Source organism: Roseobacter cerasinus (assembly GCF_009811755.1).
Taxonomy (GTDB): domain Bacteria; phylum Pseudomonadota; class Alphaproteobacteria; order Rhodobacterales; family Rhodobacteraceae; genus Roseobacter; species Roseobacter cerasinus.
Genome location: NZ_BLIV01000005.1, coordinates 86,367 through 102,278, shown reverse-complemented (window position 1 = coordinate 102,278; position 15,912 = coordinate 86,367). Strand labels below are relative to the sequence as shown.

Sequence of the window (15,912 nt, the reverse complement as noted above, 5' to 3'; positions counted from 1 at the left end):
GCTGAGCAGCACCCTGAGATGTGGACCCCTTAGTTACGGAGCGAATCCGTCGGTCGTTTCCCTGCCGCCCGCTTGCCCAATGCTTGTCGTGAATGACTTTGCAGTCTAAGTCGGGCGTCAAGGTAACGGGGCCATTGGTGAGCTGTGCAGTGATCCAGCGCCAGCAAGGTCTTAAGTCTGTCTGTCCTGTTGGGGCAGAGGCTGGCATCGGGAGCAAAGCGCATGAGCGAGACGATTTATAGCAACCTCAAGCAATTGGGCGGCGAGACCCGCGTGCCGCAATCCCCGGAGGAAGCGGAGTTGGAGCGGGTCGAGAACCCGCAGGCGGATACGGCCTATAACGTGCGCTTCACGGCGCCGGAGTTCACCTCGCTCTGCCCGATGACGGGTCAGCCGGACTTTGCGCATCTGGTGATAGACTATGTACCGGGGCCGTGGCTGGTGGAGAGCAAGTCGCTGAAGCTCTATCTCACCTCTTTCCGCAATCATGGCGCTTTTCATGAGGATTGCACCATTTCCATCGCACGGCGGCTGGTCGATTTCCTGTCGCCGCAGTGGCTGCGGATCGGGGGCTACTGGTATCCGCGCGGGGGCATTCCGATTGATGTCTTTTGGCAATCAGGCGAGATACCTGCGGGGGTCTGGATCCCCGATCAAGCCGTGCCGCCGTATCGCGGGCGCGGGTAAGTTCAGCGCCCGAGGATAAGCGCCGCAAACGACTTGACGCGGCACCGGGCTTCTTTTACCAGACCCCATCGGCAAGGCCCCGGATTCGTCCGGGGCTTATCCGTTGCCCACAAGGGCAATGAACTTGGGCACCTACGGGGGCCTTGATACCATAGGCGGGATCACCCTGATGGGCCTCGTCGTCTAGCAAACGGAAGACAGACAACATGGCACTCAAGTCGTACAAACCGACGACGCCGGGCCAGCGTGGGCTGGTACTGATCGACCGTTCGGAGCTCTGGAAAGGCCGCCCGGTCAAAGCCCTCACAGAAGGCTTGACCAAGAATGGCGGACGGAACAACACCGGACGGATCACGATGCGCCGCAAAGGCGGCGGGGCCAAGCGCCTCTACCGGATCGTTGACTTCAAGCGGAACAAACTGGATGTGGTGGCCACGGTCGAGCGCATCGAATATGACCCCAACCGCACAGCTTTCATCGCGCTCGTGAAATACGAAGACGGCGAGCAGGCCTATATCCTCGCACCACAGCGTTTGGCCGTGGGCGACAGCGTGGTGGCGTCGCAGAAAGCCGACATCAAACCCGGCAACGCGATGCCTTTCTCGGGCATGCCCATCGGGACAATCGTGCACAACATCGAGATGAAGCCCGGCAAAGGTGGTCAGATCGCGCGTGCCGCTGGCACCTACGCCCAGTTCGTGGGCCGCGATGGCGGCTATGCTCAGATCCGTCTGAGCTCGGGCGAGCTGCGCCTCGTGCGTCAGGAGTGCATGGCCACCGTTGGTGCCGTGTCAAACCCCGACAATTCGAACCAGAACTACGGTAAAGCGGGCCGCATGCGTCACAAGGGCATCCGCCCGTCGGTGCGTGGTGTGGTGATGAACCCGATCGACCACCCGCATGGTGGTGGTGAAGGCCGGACTTCTGGTGGTCGTCACCCGGTCACCCCCTGGGGCAAGCCGACAAAGGGTGCCAAGACCCGGAACAAGAAAAAAGCGTCCAGCAAGCTTATCCTGCGCTCGCGGCACGCCAAGAAGAAGGGGCGTTAATCTATGTCTCGTTCAGTATGGAAAGGCCCTTTTGTCGACTCTTACGTGTTGAAAAAGGCCGAAGCGTCCCGCGAAAGCGGCCGCAACGAAGTGATCAAGATCTGGTCGCGCCGCTCGACAATCCTGCCCCAGTTCGTGGGCCTTACGTTCGGTGTCTACAACGGTCACAAGCACATCCCTGTTAACGTCAGCGAAGACATGATTGGTCAGAAGTTTGGTGAGTATTCGCCAACCCGGACCTACTATGGTCATGCCGCCGACAAAAAAGCGAAGCGGAAGTAAGCCATGAGCAAGGATAAAAATCCCCGCCGCGTGGCTGATAACGAAGCACGTGCAAAGCTGCGCATGTTGCGTACATCCCCGCAGAAACTGAACCTCGTGGCCGCGATGATCCGGGGCAAGAAGGTGGACAAGGCCCTGACGGACCTGACCTTCTCCAAGAAGCGGATCGCACTGGACGTGAAGAAGTGCCTTCAGTCCGCCATCGCGAACGCGGAAAACAACCACAACCTCGACGTGGACGAGCTGATCGTCGCTGAGGCCTATGTGGGTAAAAACCTGACCATGAAGCGTGGACGTCCGCGCGCGCGTGGCCGGTTCGGCAAGATCATCAAGCCGTTCTCGGAAATCACAATTCTGGTGCGTCAGGTAGAGGAGCAAGCCTAATGGGTAACAAAGTCAATCCGATTGGCATGCGCCTGCAGGTGAACCGCACCTGGGACAGCCGCTGGTACGCCGACACGAAGGACTATGGTGATCTTCTGCTGGAAGACATCGCGATCCGTGAATTCATCAAGAAAGAGTGTCATCAGGCCGGTGTTGCCCGTGTGATCATCGAACGTCCGCACAAAAAGTGCCGCGTCACGATCCACACAGCCCGCCCCGGTGTCATCATCGGCAAGAAAGGCGCGGACATCGAAGGTCTGCGTCAGAAGATCGCCAAGATGACCGACAGCGAGTTGCACCTCAACATCGTTGAAGTGCGCAAGCCTGAGCTGGATGCGGCCCTGGTTGGTGAAAGCATCGCGCAACAGCTGGAGCGTCGGGTGTCTTTCCGCCGCGCTATGAAGCGTGCGGTTCAGAACGCTATGCGTATGGGTGCACTGGGCATCCGCGTCAATGTTGCGGGCCGTCTGGGTGGCGCCGAGATCGCGCGGACCGAATGGTACCGTGAAGGTCGCGTGCCGCTGCACACGCTGCGGGCCGACATCGATTACGCACATGTGGAAGCCACAACCGCCTATGGGATCATCGGGATCAAGACCTGGATCTTCAAAGGTGAGATCATGGAGCATGATCCTTCCGCGCGCGACCGCAAGGCACAGGAACTCCAGGATGGTCCCGCACCGCGTGGTGCCGGTGGCCGTCGCTAAGGGGGAATGACAGATGCTACAACCAAAACGCACGAAATTCCGCAAGCAGTTCAAGGGCTCGATCAAGGGTCTGGCGAAGGGTGGGTCTGACCTGAACTTCGGCACCTACGGTCTCAAGGCGCTTGAGCCCGAGCGGGTCACAGCCCGTCAGATTGAAGCGGCGCGCCGCGCGATGACGCGTCACATGAAACGTCAGGGCCGAGTCTGGATCCGGATCTTCCCGGATGTCCCGGTGACTGCCAAGCCCATCGAAGTTCGGATGGGTAAAGGTAAGGGCTCCGTTGACCGTTGGGCGGCGAAGGTCAAGCCAGGCCGCGTGATGTTCGAGATCGACGGCGTGAACGACGACGTGGCCCGCGAGGCGCTGCGTCTGGCGGCCATGAAACTGCCGATCAAGACACGCGTTGTCGTCCGCGAAGACTGGTAAGGACAGTCTTCGCGCGTCGGGTGTAGAATTGTAACCACAGTCTGCGCGTAGGATACTGAAAGAACTGAACGCCCCCGCTGAGATGTCAGCAGGGGCGTTTTCTTTGGAAAAAGTTTTAGCACCGCATGCGCTCTATCTTCCGTGGTGATTACCAGCCTTTAACGCCTTGAAGGTTACGTCTGTGGTTCAAGCCCTGAAACGCACACAGTGCAGCATCAAGGACACCTCAGCGTCACGCATATGGACGGACACACAATCCCACTGAACGAAGCTGCACAGAACGTGGCGCAGACATTGCGCCGGGGGGCGTTGGAGCCTCTCTGGTTGCTTTGTGTCGCTGTTGCCGTTGATGCGCCGGTTTTCATTCTTGCGTTCTGGTTTGCGCTTTATGCAGCCATTCCCGCTGTTGAGTTTGATCCCCTTCTCGCGGCTGGTTGGGCCGTTTTGGCGGGAGGCGTGTTCATAGTGACCATGACGGCAATCGGGGCATATCGCAGCAAGGTGATGGTGAGCTTATCCTCGTTCAGCGCCCGCACGTGTCTGTCCGCGATTGCGCCCGTATTGGGATTTGTGCTCCTCGCGCCTGTTGAAAGCGTCAATACCGCCTTTGTCGCCGCTGGCTTCAGCCTGATTATTGCTATTGTTCCAACCCGGCTTGGTGCCCGCATCATTGTAAGATGGGTGATCGAAACCGGGCTGATTGCGCGTCGCACCGTCATTGCGGGCGGTGGGGAAGAGGCGGCCCGCCTCATCCGCGGAGTGCACGAGCAGCGCGGCAATGACATACGCATTTTCGGCATATTCGATGACCGGGATGACATACGCTCGCCGACGCAGGTTCTGGGGGTTCCCAAAATCGGAGGCTACAGCGATCTGATCGCCTTCGTGCGGGCGTCTGAGGTTGATCTTGTGATCATCGCCCTGCCGTTTGCAGCCGAAGAGCGCATCAAATGGTTGCTTGATGAGTTCAAGGTTCTGCCGGTCGAAGTTGGTCTGTCCACTTACAGCAAAGATTATGCCTTTGATCAGGCTGGCGGGCCATATCTGAAGAAACTCAGGCGCAGCTTTGCTCCCGAGTGTCGGTTGACCAAGCGGTTTTTCGACGTCTTCTTTGCCATCATCGCCTTGCTGGTGCTGTGGCCCGTGATGCTCGCCGCCGCCCTCGCGGTTCGGTTGGAAAGCCCTGGGCCTGTGCTGTTCCGTCAGCTTCGTCACGGGTACAATGATCGTACAATCGAGGTTTTGAAGTTCCGGTCCATGTATATTGAGGCCGCTGACCCCGACGCTGAACAGGTGGTGACAAAGGGCGACCCGCGGGTGACGAAAGTCGGTCGGTTCCTAAGGCGCAGTTCCATTGATGAACTGCCGCAGCTTTTCAACGTGTTGAAAGGTGACTTGTCGCTGGTCGGGCCACGACCCCACGCGATCAAAGCGCAATCCAGTCAACAGGATCTTTTCGCCCAGATTGTGGACGGCTACTCGGCACGACACCGGTTGCCGCCGGGTATCACCGGTTGGGCACAGATCAACGGGTGGCGTGGTGAGATTGATAGTCCGGAAAAACTCGAAGCGCGCTGTGCGCATGATCTGTACTACATTGAAAACTGGTCAATTTGGTTGGATTTACAGGTGCTGTTCCGGACGCCCCTGAGCCTCTTTAGCGCCAAAGGGGCCTATTGAATTGCCTGCTAGGTTTTGGTGATCAGCCTCTCCCGTAAGCCGGAGTGCCTTGATGCGGGCGTACTGTCGTTTCGACCTGGCAATGTTCGAATGCGGCGGTCACAGAAAAGGTCACCCTGGGGAAGGGTGATCTGCTGCATTGATCTGGGTGGTGTCACCGAACCCAGGTGCACCGGCGGCGCATATAGGGCCTGACGTCACCTTTGAAACGGCAAGGTGTTGTTCAAAGTCAAATGCGCCGACAGCTTATGGGTTCGATGCGTTCAAGCGCGTCGATGTGACCCGCGAGATACATGCTTTCAAGCCACGGAATGGACTGCCTTCTGACCGCATCAAGATCTCCCTTTGATGTGGGGTCACGCGTCGGGTCGCAAATTGAGGGTTTCACGCAACAATGATCCCTCCGTATCGCAGCTGAATTTCATCGCTTCGTTGACGTCCGCACCTTCGACCACATAAGCCTCGAGCTTGAAGAAGAAATTTGATAGCTGTTCAGGCTCAAAAGCATGCAGATAGTCGCGCAGCGTGCGCGGACGGTAGAACTTGAAGAACATCTTCCCCTGGTCTTCACTTGAGACATAGAGGTGGCTTTTCAGTCGGGTCTTGAGCCGCGCAAGGGGCAGGGCGGTCTGAACGAAAACGCCCCAGTTCTGACCCCACCCCCTGTCCAGATACCAATCCAAGGCGTCCCCAAACGGGTCGATCTGAATGACCCAAGGCGCGACGTCCGCCAAATCTTCATAAGCGTCGCCGTCAAAGAGGCAGGATGCGGGTTCGGGGAAGGCCAACGCATAGGTTGCGATTTCGGGGGCTGCGGCAGCATCCAGAAGCAGGTAGCTGCGTATTGGATCACCGTCCGCAGTGTCGGGCAGATCGAACAAGAGCGTGCGCAGCCGATCATCGCGCTGCGCTTTGACCGGATCATGTGGGAAGAGGCTTGCAAGGTCGTTGGACATCAGCAGAACTTCGTATGGGTGTGGCCAAGGACGATGTGCCCGCCGTGCCCGGTTTTGTCTCCGACACGCATCACCCCCTTGCCGTTGATGCGGACCTTGCTCGACCCTTTGACAAGATCATCTGAGCTTGGCTTGCGTTTGCACAGGCATATTCCGCCTTCGACTGCGACCGGAATGCCGTCGACCCGGACATGGGATTGCCCGGCAGAGGTGATCGGCCCGCCGCTGCGGTGCTTGGGACAGGTGTGTTCGTGGCCGAGAAGGGCGACGGGTTTGGCAGACATCAGCAGACTCCGGTATCTAGGGTGGGGGGGGGTCGGGCGCATTCCTTCATGGTCTGGCCTGCAGAGCTAAGCGGGCGTCGGCGCGTTCCAGCGGGTGTGGCACAGTCGAGGACCAGACGGTGGAATGTGCGGTCTGCATGCGCCGCTTCGGGGAGATGGAAAACCGCAGGCTCATGCGATGACCTCCGCCCAGTTGACCTGCGCCATGCCCCGCCCGCCAAGGGCCAGCCGCGTATTCATGCGGTGGTCGAGGATCTCCAGCACTGCTGGGTCCGGTGCGATATCCGTCAGCGCTTGCCAGAGCGTTTCGCCCAGGATGTAGTCTGTCAGATAGGTCAGCGTATCCGCGACGGTTCCCAAACCTGGATAGGCGGACAGAAGCTGCTGATCACCAGACGAGACCGGCTTGTCGCGCAGCGCAATGGCTGCGTCATCGAGCCTGAGGAACAATGTGTTCTGTGCGTGCGCCAGATCGTCAAACGCCTGCAAGACGGTTCGACCAAGCGCCGCCTGAGCGTCTTCTGCGGAGGCAAAGCCCAATGCATCGACCCAGCCGCGCCCGATTGCCCCCTGTGCGAGGCAGCGCGACGAGGTCAGCCGATCTTCGGCAAAATAGCTGGTGTTGATCCAGCTTGTGACAAAACTGGCGTCTTGTGCGGGCAGTGCCGCGAGCACAGCGGCAAGTCTGCTGGGATCATCGCTGTGGCCCGACGTATCGATGATTCGCCGGGCGAGGGTGTGCACTTGATCCGCGTGATCCGGAAGATAGGTGGCATAATGCGCATATCCCAGATCAAGGGCGAAATAGGCCAGCTCCCATAGATGAGGGCGTTTGGCGGAGATCAAGCCCAAGGTATTCATTGTATTGCGGTCTCGGACAAAGCGACGGCACTGCGACCAAGAGTGTCGCCTCCGGCTGGCAGACCCAGCGGAGCAAAGGCTGCGGCAGCAATTCTCTCGCCGATCCTGATCGCCAACCGCCAGGGAGCCGGGTTTCGCCATGTGGGGCCGTCCCGACCGTCTTGCGCCGGGCGCTTGCGCCTCGGCCAGTCCTGCGTGCCCTCTATCAACTCGGGATCGGGGCTATTGGGGCAGTCGCGCATGATGTCGGTCATATCACCCTGAGCTCTTTTCTTTGCATTCCTGGACGAAGGGCTTGTCTGAGCGCAGCGCCTCCACCTGATCGGGAGAGCCGGAGGTAAAGTCGACGCTGGGAGACTTCACCTTGAAGTGGTTGGTTTTGATGGTCACACCCGAAGCATCAATGATGATCGTTCCGCCGGGGCCCGCGATGCGGAAGGTATCGGTGGCGGATAGCGTATGGTGCACCGTCCGGCCAAAGATCGATTGGCGCGCCTCATAATCATAGGTTTCGCCGACGGCAAGCTTCTTGGTCTTGCCGACGGAGGTGGACTGCATGTCACCAACGATGGTGTTCTTTGCGATGCCCACATGCTCGGTCCGGGCGACCCCAACGGTGTCTGTCCGAATCCGTTCCACAAAGCTGTTCAGCAAGCCGGAGCCTGCGATCAACCCGGCCGCTCGGCTTGCCAGGGACGCGGCCTGACTGGCCTGTGCAACGCCCTGACCCTGCCGGTGTGCGCCCGATTGCTGGAACCCGCTGTTGCCCAACAGCATCGCGGCTTCATTGGCGATATTGACGTCACCGGTGAAGTCACCGGCCACATCGGTGATGGCCGTGGCCCCCGTCCGCTGACCGGATCGTTGGAACATGCGCCCGCCAGCCTGCAGCAGCGGGCTGAGGAACGACAACATCTGCAGCGACTGCCCCCCGACAGAGACATTGCGGTTGCGCCCGATGCGCTCAACCACGTTGTCAGCAACCTGCAGCGTCTGGCTGGCACCCACGGTCTCAACCCGGTTAGCTCCGATATTGGCGGACTGGTTGTTCAGCACCTTTTGCGTCATATCCTTTTGCGCGTGCAGAAACAGGTCTTCCTTGCCGCTTTCATCTTCGAATGAGATTTCGTTGAACCCGTCGCCTTTGTGTGTGTTCGAGCGCAGCACTGTCCGGGTTTTGTTGCCAGGCAGATCATAGGGCACCGTCTGGCGCTCGTTGGGCACCACGCCGGTGACAACGGGGCGGTCCGGATCGCCCTCCAGATAGGTGACCATGACCTCCATGCCGATGCGCGGGATGACCTGCCCGCCATAGCCCGCGCCCGCCCAGTTCTGCATGGCACGCACCCAGCAGGTGTCGGAGCCATCCTTAGCCGCCCGCCTGTCCCAGGGAAACCACAGCTTGATGCGCCCGTATTCGTCGGGGTGGATCTCTTCGCCTTCGGGGCCTGCCACCACGGCGACCTGCGTGCCGTCAATGCGCGGGCGCGGTGTTGTGCGGTGAGGGGTGGCGGGGACAGCTGCGGGCAGGGCGACAAAGCGGTTCTGGTAGTCCGGATCGCGCCCTCCTGTTTCATAGCTGGAGTCGACAACCGAATGCTCCATCGCCAGAATGACGTGCTCGTCAAAGGTGGTCTCGGGGTTGGCGACATCAAAGGGTGTGAACTTGGCCGCAGGTGCCAGCGTGCGTTGGTTCGATGCCCCATCGACCTGTCGGTGTTCCACCTCTGAAGCCTGCATGCGCAGCTTGGTCTGCGTCTCGATCCGGGCCGATTCAATTGCGTCCGACGCCTTGCCCGAACCATAGCCCCCAATCATCGGATACTCAAAAAGCTCGTAGTTGCCGTTGGAGGGCAGCGCGACAGTGGACGGCGCGGTCCCTTCGGGCACGGCACCGGGGGTCTTGAAGTTCCAATCCCGCGCGGTGCGCACACCGGGCGTGTAGCGAAACCGCGTCTCAAAGCGGTTGATATGGTTGCGGTCGGTGGAGCCATGGGCAAAGCGCACGTCCTCGCCTCCGGTGTAGCCGGCAGTGTGCGAGGCGATGTGCAGCACGTGCTGGCCAGGCGTGTGGGTGAACCAGTAGAAGATCCCGTCCTCTTCCAGCCGTCGGGTCAGATAGGCCAGATCCGTCTCATTGTACTGCACGGAATAGTGTTGCGGCTGCGGTGCCTCGACCACGCCCGAGGTATCAGGCGCAGGCAGGCCATGCTCAGACAGCAAGGTTTCGCACACCTCCACCGATGTTTTGTCGAGCCAGATGCGGCAATCGCTCTTCTGGCTGAGCAGCCACATCTGGGGGCGCAAGGTCAGCCGGTAACTTTGCAGCCCGCGCGTGATCTTGGGCCCGACCGCCATGTCGGTGACCAGCACGTTCCAGGCCCGCCGTTCGCCGTTTCCGAGCTCCAGCGAGATGTCTGTTGTATGGCCCACGATCTGATCGGGGGCCAGATCATCCCGCTTGGATCGGACCTGCACCACACCTTCGAAGAGGGCGCTGATTTCCTCGCGCAGATCAAGGCGTTCTGCCAGCAACTGATCAGACCCCAGGAGCCCATCGATGCGCAGGATGCGGTCGGCCTGAATATAGTTCGGAGCGTTCATAGTGACCTCGATCAGCTTAGGCGCGGTGTTGGTGCGCGCCGGGGTGGCCAGTGTCTCAATGCAGTTTCGTCTTCAGTTTGCTGCCAGTCTCGAAATTCACGGACCAAAGGAGCTGGGCGATTTCGCAGTATTCCCCATAACACCGGGCGGCCTTGCGCTGGATTTTGGTTTCGACCAGCCTGCTGTGCTGGTCCTTCCAGCTCATGCCCTGCTCCTGCACCCAACGCCCGGGAAGGTTTGACCCGGAGTGCTGGCGCCGGGTGTCGTAGCGTTCACGCCCGTCGAGAATGCGGTTGCTTTTGCAACGGCTGAGCAGGTATTTGCGCTCGATCTTGCGCCGATCGCCTTGGCAGTCCCTTGGCGATCGGCCTGGATAGATGTCGCAGACCCCCACAACGGCATCGGCATCAAAACGACTGGCCATCGCCGCGCGCTCTCTCATTTGGTCTTGGAGTGCCTCTTTCATTGCGTATCCCGCCTTGCGTGGGGCAGGCCGGGCCCTGTTGTGCAGAGGGTCCGCAAACGGCGCATCGGCAAGTGCCGCCGTGAGCGCATTAAGGCGCACCCTCCGGCGCGGGCAGAGGACCACAATTGCATCGCCAAGCACGACTGCAACAGGCAGGCTGCGGGCCAGTGGATGCAGCGCGCCCGTCATCTCTTGCAGTCTTCGTCAGGACAGCAAAGTCTGGCATGTGATACGCTGTGATCAAATGACATGAGCAAGGCGCCTCGTTGAAAGCGGGAGAAGATCAATCGGAATGCACCAGCACGCTGGCATCCGGGCATACGATGCGCGTCGCCCCATCCGTGGTCCCGGTCACGCCCGAGACAAACGTCCAGAGCATGTCAGGCGGCCATTCAGAGGCGCGATCTTCCTTGTGGGTGTGCGTCTTGAAATACTGCGCCTTGCCGGTCTCGTCACGCAGCGTTTCCTTGCGGTTGAGCGACAGGTCGATGTCCGGTTCGCGCCAGGAGGGGCGGCTGGCGATGGTGAAAGACCACTCCACTTCCAGCGCATAGGACCATCCGCGATGCACCCGCAGACCGCCCGCCTGATCCAGCAGCCAGCTGGTGCCGACCCCGGTGCCAATGCTTGTGCCGAGCCCGGCGTTGCGGGTGGCAAGGCCTGCGAGGATGCCAGCCATGACGCTGACCTTGAAGTTGATCTCGCTGGTCTGTTCGCGGAATTTCTGCACGCAGCCGTTGGTCGGCCAGGAGAGGTGCAGCGCGGCCTTCGAGGATGTCGACAACTCCTGCTTGCCCAGATGGCTTGGGTCCTTGCCCGACCCCATCCAGTGTCCGCCATCGGTGTAATTTGTCCAGTCGCGGGCGGGGCTGGTGCGCTCGCGCCGCGCCCAGAAGGCATCCCACTGGCTGCGAGTGATGGCGCAGGGGTTGGCAACAGCCGGGCTGCGGGTGATTTTTGGGGTGTGGTTGCAGTCTTGCATTTGTTCTCGTCCTTGCAGTCGGTGGGGTGGGGTCGCTGAAGGAGCGGGGCCGCCCGCCTGTCAAAAGGTCAGGCGGCCACCACAAATGTTTGAACGCGAACCCGGGGCGCGCCCGGGTCCTTCAGGATCAGGCCGCGCGTGTCGTCGTCAGATCGTAGGAGGCGATCATCGGCGACTGCGGGCTGTGGTTTTCGTCATGCGGCGTGTACTTCACTTCCATCTTGGTGAAGTTCAGCCGGATGGTTTCGACCGGGCGGTCGCCCGATGTGTCGACGGAGTAGTTGGACACCAGCGTGTTGGTCAGGATGTACTCCACATAGGTGTCGCCGGGGTTGCCGGTTGTGACCAGATGGATTGTGACCGTTTTGCCGGTGCGGCCGGTGCAGGCCTCGGCAAAGAGGCGGGTGGAAGAGCTGTCCGTCACCTTGGTGAGAACAACTTCCGACACGGTCGGCTCGGAGGCTTCGCGGTTTGCGGTGGACCCGGCCTGGGTGTTCATATTGCGGGCCACATTCCAGTGCAGGGTTTCGATGTCCATCCAGGCACGATGCGTCTCATGTGTCGCGTCGCCTGGAATTCCGTCCATTTGCAGGTAAATCGGCATGGTCTTGCTCCTTAAAACATAGAAATACGGGTGGTCGTGAACGTCGAGGAAGGAGAGAGGCCGCAGGCGGCCTTCCTCCTAGCTTGCAAGGCGTCTCCTTTTTCCAAGGGCGGACACCGTGAAGCCGGCCCCATCCGCTGAGACGCCAATCTCGATGGCGCGCGGGACAAACCCATCCGCCACCGAATTCAGGAAAAGGTCAGCAATGCGCGGCAGGACATCGCGCGAGAGCATGGTTTCGATCGCGCGGGCGCCGGCATCACCAGCTTGTGCTGCCTGTGCCAGACGCGTGCGGGCGGCGGGGGTCACCTCGGTCCGAGCCTGATAGCGGCCCGTCACGCGGTCGGCGATTCTGCCAAGTTGCAGATCGACGATCTTGCCCATCGTGTCTGCATCCAGCGGCAGGAAGGGCACAACCGTCAGGCGGCCTAGAAAGGCCGGTTTGAACTGCGCCAGCAACTCGGGTTTCAGCAGATCGGGGATCTGATGCGCGTCGGGCATGGTCTCGGGGTCTTCAGCCAGTGTGGCGAGGGTGTCTGTCCCGGTGTTCGCTGTCATGAGGATCGTGGTGTTGCGGAAGTCGACATCGCGCCCTTCGCCGTCGCGCAGGCTGCCCTTGTCGAATACCTGATAGAAAATGTCCTGCACGCCTGGGTGCGCCTTGTCGATCTCATCAAGCAGCAGCACGCCATAGGGCCGCCGCCGCACCGCTTCGGTCAGCACACCGCCTTCACCATAGCCGACATAGCCGGGGGGCGAGCCCATGAGCAGCGAGACCTTATGCTCTTCCTTGAATTCCGACATGTTGATGACCGTCAGCCCCTGCGGGCCGCCAAAAAGCTCATCCGCCAGTGCCAGCGCCGTCTCGGTCTTGCCCACACCGGAGGTGCCGACCATCAGGAACACGCCTTGCGGGCGGCGGGCATCGTTGAGCCCTGCACGCGCCACGCGCATCGCTTCGCTTAATGTCTCGATGGCGGCGTCCTGACCGATGACGCGGGTCTTGATCCGGTCTGCAAGCGTGCCCACTGCGGCAATCTGGCTGCGCAAAAGCCGCCCAGATGGCACACCGGTCCAGCGACCGATGACCTGAGCAACCGCCTCCGCGTCGACCACACGGCTGACCAGCGGGCTTTCTCCCCCCGCTTTCTGCAATTGCTTTTCCAGGGTCCCGAGCTGCGTGAGCGCATCTGTTGCCCCGCTGGCCGCAACCTCGTCAGCGGCATCTGCCAGCGCGCGATGGTGGGCCAGTTCCGCTGCGATGACCTCAGCGGCCTGCTCGGCCCGGGTCAACTCTTGGGTCAGTCTGGCGATCTCGCGCGGTGCACCTGCGGTCGGGGGCTCAGACCGCAGCCGGCCCAGTTCCGCGCGCAGATGCTCCGCCTCGATCTGATGGGCTTGCAGGGCTTCGGGGTCGACATCCCGGCTGAGCCGGACCGCAGCGGCGGCGGTGTCGATCACGCTGACCGCTTTGTCAGGCAGTTGACGTTCGGGCAGATAGCGGGCGGACAGCTCGACCGCTGCGCGCAAGGCGCTTTCGCGGATGGCAATGCCGTGATGCTCTTCAAAGCGCGTGACAATGGCGCGCAACATGCGGACGGCGGTGTCGATATCCGGCTCGTCAACCTTGACCGACTGAAAGCGGCGTGTGAGGGCCGGGTCCTTCTCGAAGTGTTTTTTGTATTCACTCCAAGTGGTTGCCGCAATTGTGCGCAGCTCTCCTCGGGCCAGTGCCGGCTTGAGGATGTTGGCTGCATCCCCCTGTCCGGTCTGACCTCCGGCGCCGATCAGGCTGTGCGCCTCATCGATGAAGAGGATGATCGGCGTCGGGCTATCACGCACCTCATCCAGCACGCCGGTCAGGCGGCGTTCAAACTCGCCCTTCACGCCCGCACCCGCCTGCAGAAGGTTCATATCAAGTGTGTAGAGCGTTACATCCGCTAGCGACCCTGGCGCACGTCCGTCCGCGATCATGAGAGCAAAAGCTTCGACGACAGCAGTTTTGCCGACGCCCGCCTCCCCCAGCAGAATGGGGTTGTTCTGGCGCCTGCGCAGCAAAATATCCACCATTTGCCGCAGCTCTGCGTCCCGCCCGACGATCCGGTCGATCTCGCCCGCACGCGCCTGTGCTGTCAGATCGTGCGCATAGGTGTTGAGAAAACGCTCACCTCCGGAGTTTGAAGGCGCCTTTGCGCGGATTTCATCGTCCGCTGACGCACCATCGTGGTTTTGTGCAACCTGCTCCAAATGGCTCAAGTTGAGCTTCAGCAGAGCAGGCGCAACGCGTCGAACATGCCCGCGCAGCGTGGTGTCCGAACCAAGCGTCAAAAGCAGCACTTCAGGGGTAATCTGAGCGTGGGAAAACCGGAGCGATGCGGCCACCCAGGCCTCTCTTGAAAGCTCTGTAATCTGCGGGCTCATTGCGGGTGTGCAAGGCTTGCCGCGACGCAGCAATTCAATTGATTTTGCTGCTTCCGACCTGACTTCTGCCGGGTTAACGGCAGCGGCTTCAATTGAGGTCTTTACGGCTCCGTCGGCAAGTGCAAAAAACCAATGTTCTAATTCAATTGAGGTATGCCCATTTCGAACTGCAATTGCCGCCGCACTTTCCAGAGTGCCCGACAATTCCGGCGTCAAGCGCCGAATAAGAATGTGTAAATCAATTACTGACACAGGCCAAACATCAATACAAAACAATCAGCTTCCGGTTGTGCTCGGAGCTATGATTCCTCACCGTTGATTTGGCCATGAGAATGCAATTCGTCTCGTGCAGTTCAAGGACTAATTTCGGCTGCATTCAGATGTCTATCGTGTAGTGTGAAAATCCGAATCGCAGTTGGAAACTGCATAACATCATGTTTAATAATAGTATTATTTTCTCGCTATGAGGGGGGATTAACGTGTCACTCCAGTCTGGTATTCGCGACATGGGCACCGGTGTCGGCGACAACCCGCGCATTTCCCCGGTTGGACAGGCGGATTATCGTCGGTTGAGGGATTTGCGGTCGGCAGCTCGTGACGATGAGCGTAGACAAGAGATACAAGATGAATCAGACCGCCAATTGCGCGTTGCGCCGCAGTGGGCTGAAATTGCCCTGCTTGCGGAAAAGACTATCCGCAACGTCGGTAAAGATATTGAAGTTGCCATTTGGCTGATTGAGGCGGAAACTCGTCTCAATGGCCATGCTGGAATTATTAATTCGGTCGCAGTTTTGACCGATATGGTTAAGGTATACGGGCGTATGCTGCACCCGCAAAGCGAAGATGTTGACGACCGTCCTTTTGACATGATTTCGTCATTGAACGGGGTTGGTCGCGAAGGCTCTTTGATACAGCCGTTGCGGTTGTTGCCGCTGGCCAAGGGCGCGTCTTATGGCGAGGCCTGTTTATGGTCTGCGCAGGCGGGATCGGAGGCTGAGATGACAGCGGCCTTGGCCGCGCGCGGCGCCAAAGCCGCAGGTGACACCTTGGCAGATATTCAAGTAGCCGGAGATGCCGTCAGAGCGTGCGATGCTGCGCTGACCGAGTTGCTGGGGCGAGAGGCCCCGCCATTTTCGCAAATCCTGGACGTCTTGGGTGAATCGGAGGCGGTTCTGCGCCGGTTGGCCAATCTGGACGGGATGCCTGCGGATGTCGAAAGAGAGCCATGCGCGCCGTCCATGGAAGCATCTGCCGAAGTCAGCACGACCGCGATCCGCAACCGCGAGGATGCGTTTGAGCAGCTGTTGCAGATCGCGCGCTTTTTCCGCCATGCAGAACCGCATTCCCCTATCGCCGACACGCTGGAGACATTGGTGCGGCGCGGGCGAATGGATTTTCTGACCTTGATCGAAGAGCTGATCCCCGACCCCAACGCGCGACAGGCGGTCATGACCTCCGCCGGGATCGGAAAGACCAAATCTGACAGCACGGGCGGCACGTGACCTGCGCCGGGCTGCC

At 60.2% G+C, this 15,912-nt stretch carries 17 protein-coding genes and 1 pseudogene; 9 read left to right on the top strand and 9 right to left on the bottom strand.

The window, feature by feature from the left end; genetic code table 11:
* Positions 1 to 222 precede the first annotated feature (222 nt).
* The 7 genes from queF to So717_RS13505 all read left to right on the top strand — a co-directional run bounded on the left by queF (position 223) and on the right by So717_RS13505 (position 5,216).
* A complete protein-coding gene (gene queF, locus So717_RS13535; RefSeq protein WP_159978177.1) occupies positions 223 to 687 on the top strand; it encodes a preQ(1) synthase in 465 nt (154 codons plus the stop codon).
* Between the two features lie 206 nt (positions 688 to 893).
* On the top strand, positions 894 to 1,736 hold the full coding sequence (rplB, locus tag So717_RS13530) for a 50S ribosomal protein L2 (RefSeq protein WP_159978175.1): 843 nt from the start codon (positions 894 to 896) through the stop codon (positions 1,734 to 1,736).
* Positions 1,737 to 1,739: 3 nt separating this feature from the next.
* Entirely contained in the window at positions 1,740 to 2,018 is a 279-nt protein-coding gene (rpsS, locus tag So717_RS13525; RefSeq protein WP_067296663.1) for a 30S ribosomal protein S19, read from the top strand.
* A 3-nt stretch (positions 2,019 to 2,021) separates the two neighbouring features.
* Positions 2,022 to 2,402, top strand: a complete 381-nt coding sequence (gene rplV, locus So717_RS13520) for a 50S ribosomal protein L22 (protein ID WP_159978173.1) — start codon at positions 2,022 to 2,024, stop codon at positions 2,400 to 2,402.
* Positions 2,402 to 3,109 carry a 30S ribosomal protein S3 gene (gene rpsC / locus So717_RS13515; RefSeq protein ID WP_159978171.1) on the top strand — a complete coding sequence of 236 codons (708 nt, stop codon included), beginning with the start codon at positions 2,402 to 2,404 and terminating at the stop codon, positions 3,107 to 3,109. Before rplV ends, rpsC begins: the two co-directional genes overlap by 1 nt.
* A 13-nt stretch (positions 3,110 to 3,122) precedes the next feature.
* On the top strand, positions 3,123 to 3,536 hold the full coding sequence (gene rplP, locus So717_RS13510) for a 50S ribosomal protein L16 (protein ID WP_159978169.1): 414 nt from the start codon (positions 3,123 to 3,125) through the stop codon (positions 3,534 to 3,536).
* Between the two features lie 240 nt (positions 3,537 to 3,776).
* A complete protein-coding gene (locus tag So717_RS13505; RefSeq protein WP_159978166.1) occupies positions 3,777 to 5,216 on the top strand; it encodes an exopolysaccharide biosynthesis polyprenyl glycosylphosphotransferase in 1,440 nt (479 codons plus the stop codon).
* A 356-nt stretch (positions 5,217 to 5,572) separates the two neighbouring features.
* On the opposite strand, the gene So717_RS13500 is transcribed toward So717_RS13505, so the two are convergent.
* The 9 genes from So717_RS13500 to tssH all read right to left on the bottom strand — a co-directional run bounded on the left by So717_RS13500 (position 5,573) and on the right by tssH (position 14,646).
* On the bottom strand, positions 5,573 to 6,172 hold the full coding sequence (locus tag So717_RS13500) for a DUF4123 domain-containing protein (RefSeq protein WP_159978164.1): 600 nt from the start codon (positions 6,170 to 6,172) through the stop codon (positions 5,573 to 5,575).
* Positions 6,172 to 6,456: a PAAR domain-containing protein gene (locus So717_RS13495; RefSeq protein WP_159978162.1), complete on the bottom strand. Its 285-nt coding sequence runs from the start codon at positions 6,454 to 6,456 to the stop codon at positions 6,172 to 6,174. The genes So717_RS13500 and So717_RS13495 overlap by 1 nt, the downstream gene beginning before the upstream one ends.
* A 171-nt stretch (positions 6,457 to 6,627) precedes the next feature.
* Positions 6,628 to 7,317 (bottom strand): hypothetical protein, encoded by a 690-nt coding sequence (locus tag So717_RS13490; protein ID WP_159978160.1) that lies wholly within the window; start codon positions 7,315 to 7,317, stop codon positions 6,628 to 6,630.
* Positions 7,314 to 7,571: a hypothetical protein gene (locus So717_RS13485; RefSeq protein ID WP_159978158.1), complete on the bottom strand. Its 258-nt coding sequence runs from the start codon at positions 7,569 to 7,571 to the stop codon at positions 7,314 to 7,316. Before So717_RS13485 ends, So717_RS13490 begins: the two co-directional genes overlap by 4 nt.
* A gap of 1 nt (position 7,572) precedes the next feature.
* Positions 7,573 to 9,921, bottom strand: a complete 2,349-nt coding sequence (locus tag So717_RS13480; protein ID WP_159978156.1) for a type VI secretion system Vgr family protein — start codon at positions 9,919 to 9,921, stop codon at positions 7,573 to 7,575.
* Between the two features lie 55 nt (positions 9,922 to 9,976).
* A complete protein-coding gene (locus So717_RS13475; protein WP_159978154.1) occupies positions 9,977 to 10,576 on the bottom strand; it encodes a hypothetical protein in 600 nt (199 codons plus the stop codon).
* A gap of 94 nt (positions 10,577 to 10,670) precedes the next feature.
* Positions 10,671 to 11,369: a hypothetical protein gene (locus So717_RS13470; protein ID WP_159978152.1), complete on the bottom strand. Its 699-nt coding sequence runs from the start codon at positions 11,367 to 11,369 to the stop codon at positions 10,671 to 10,673.
* A 127-nt stretch (positions 11,370 to 11,496) separates the two neighbouring features.
* Complete coding sequence (locus So717_RS13465; protein WP_159978150.1) at positions 11,497 to 11,973, bottom strand: Hcp family type VI secretion system effector; 477 nt, start codon at positions 11,971 to 11,973, stop codon at positions 11,497 to 11,499.
* A gap of 78 nt (positions 11,974 to 12,051) precedes the next feature.
* Complete coding sequence (gene tssH, locus So717_RS13460) at positions 12,052 to 14,646, bottom strand: type VI secretion system ATPase TssH (protein ID WP_159978148.1); 2,595 nt, start codon at positions 14,644 to 14,646, stop codon at positions 12,052 to 12,054.
* 254 nt (positions 14,647 to 14,900) lie between these two features.
* Between tssH and So717_RS22660 the strand changes: the two are divergent.
* Together So717_RS22660 and So717_RS13455 are read left to right on the top strand one after the other, a co-directional pair.
* Positions 14,901 to 15,185: pseudogene (locus So717_RS22660) on the top strand (type VI secretion system ImpA family N-terminal domain-containing protein); the annotation flags it as partial.
* Between the two features lie 9 nt (positions 15,186 to 15,194).
* The gene (locus So717_RS13455) at positions 15,195 to 15,896 is read left to right on the top strand and encodes a type VI secretion system protein TssA (protein WP_238840924.1); all 702 of its coding nucleotides are present in this window, start codon (positions 15,195 to 15,197) and stop codon (positions 15,894 to 15,896) included.
* Positions 15,897 to 15,912: the final 16 nt, after the last annotated feature.

Coding starts and splice junctions, on each gene's coding strand:
- queF (WP_159978177.1), top strand. CDS start 223: ATGAGCGAGACGATTTATAGCAACCTCAAGCAATTGGGCGGCGAGACC.
- rplB (WP_159978175.1), top strand. CDS start 894: ATGGCACTCAAGTCGTACAAACCGACGACGCCGGGCCAGCGTGGGCTG.
- rpsS (WP_067296663.1), top strand. CDS start 1,740: ATGTCTCGTTCAGTATGGAAAGGCCCTTTTGTCGACTCTTACGTGTTG.
- rplV (WP_159978173.1), top strand. CDS start 2,022: ATGAGCAAGGATAAAAATCCCCGCCGCGTGGCTGATAACGAAGCACGT.
- rpsC (WP_159978171.1), top strand. CDS start 2,402: ATGGGTAACAAAGTCAATCCGATTGGCATGCGCCTGCAGGTGAACCGC.
- rplP (WP_159978169.1), top strand. CDS start 3,123: ATGCTACAACCAAAACGCACGAAATTCCGCAAGCAGTTCAAGGGCTCG.
- So717_RS13505 (WP_159978166.1), top strand. CDS start 3,777: ATGGACGGACACACAATCCCACTGAACGAAGCTGCACAGAACGTGGCG.
- So717_RS13500 (WP_159978164.1), bottom strand. CDS start 6,172: ATGTCCAACGACCTTGCAAGCCTCTTCCCACATGATCCGGTCAAAGCG.
- So717_RS13495 (WP_159978162.1), bottom strand. CDS start 6,456: ATGTCTGCCAAACCCGTCGCCCTTCTCGGCCACGAACACACCTGTCCC.
- So717_RS13490 (WP_159978160.1), bottom strand. CDS start 7,317: ATGAATACCTTGGGCTTGATCTCCGCCAAACGCCCTCATCTATGGGAG.
- So717_RS13485 (WP_159978158.1), bottom strand. CDS start 7,571: ATGACCGACATCATGCGCGACTGCCCCAATAGCCCCGATCCCGAGTTG.
- So717_RS13480 (WP_159978156.1), bottom strand. CDS start 9,921: ATGAACGCTCCGAACTATATTCAGGCCGACCGCATCCTGCGCATCGAT.
- So717_RS13475 (WP_159978154.1), bottom strand. CDS start 10,576: ATGACGGGCGCGCTGCATCCACTGGCCCGCAGCCTGCCTGTTGCAGTC.
- So717_RS13470 (WP_159978152.1), bottom strand. CDS start 11,369: ATGCAAGACTGCAACCACACCCCAAAAATCACCCGCAGCCCGGCTGTT.
- So717_RS13465 (WP_159978150.1), bottom strand. CDS start 11,973: ATGCCGATTTACCTGCAAATGGACGGAATTCCAGGCGACGCGACACAT.
- So717_RS13455 (WP_238840924.1), top strand. CDS start 15,195: ATGGTTAAGGTATACGGGCGTATGCTGCACCCGCAAAGCGAAGATGTT.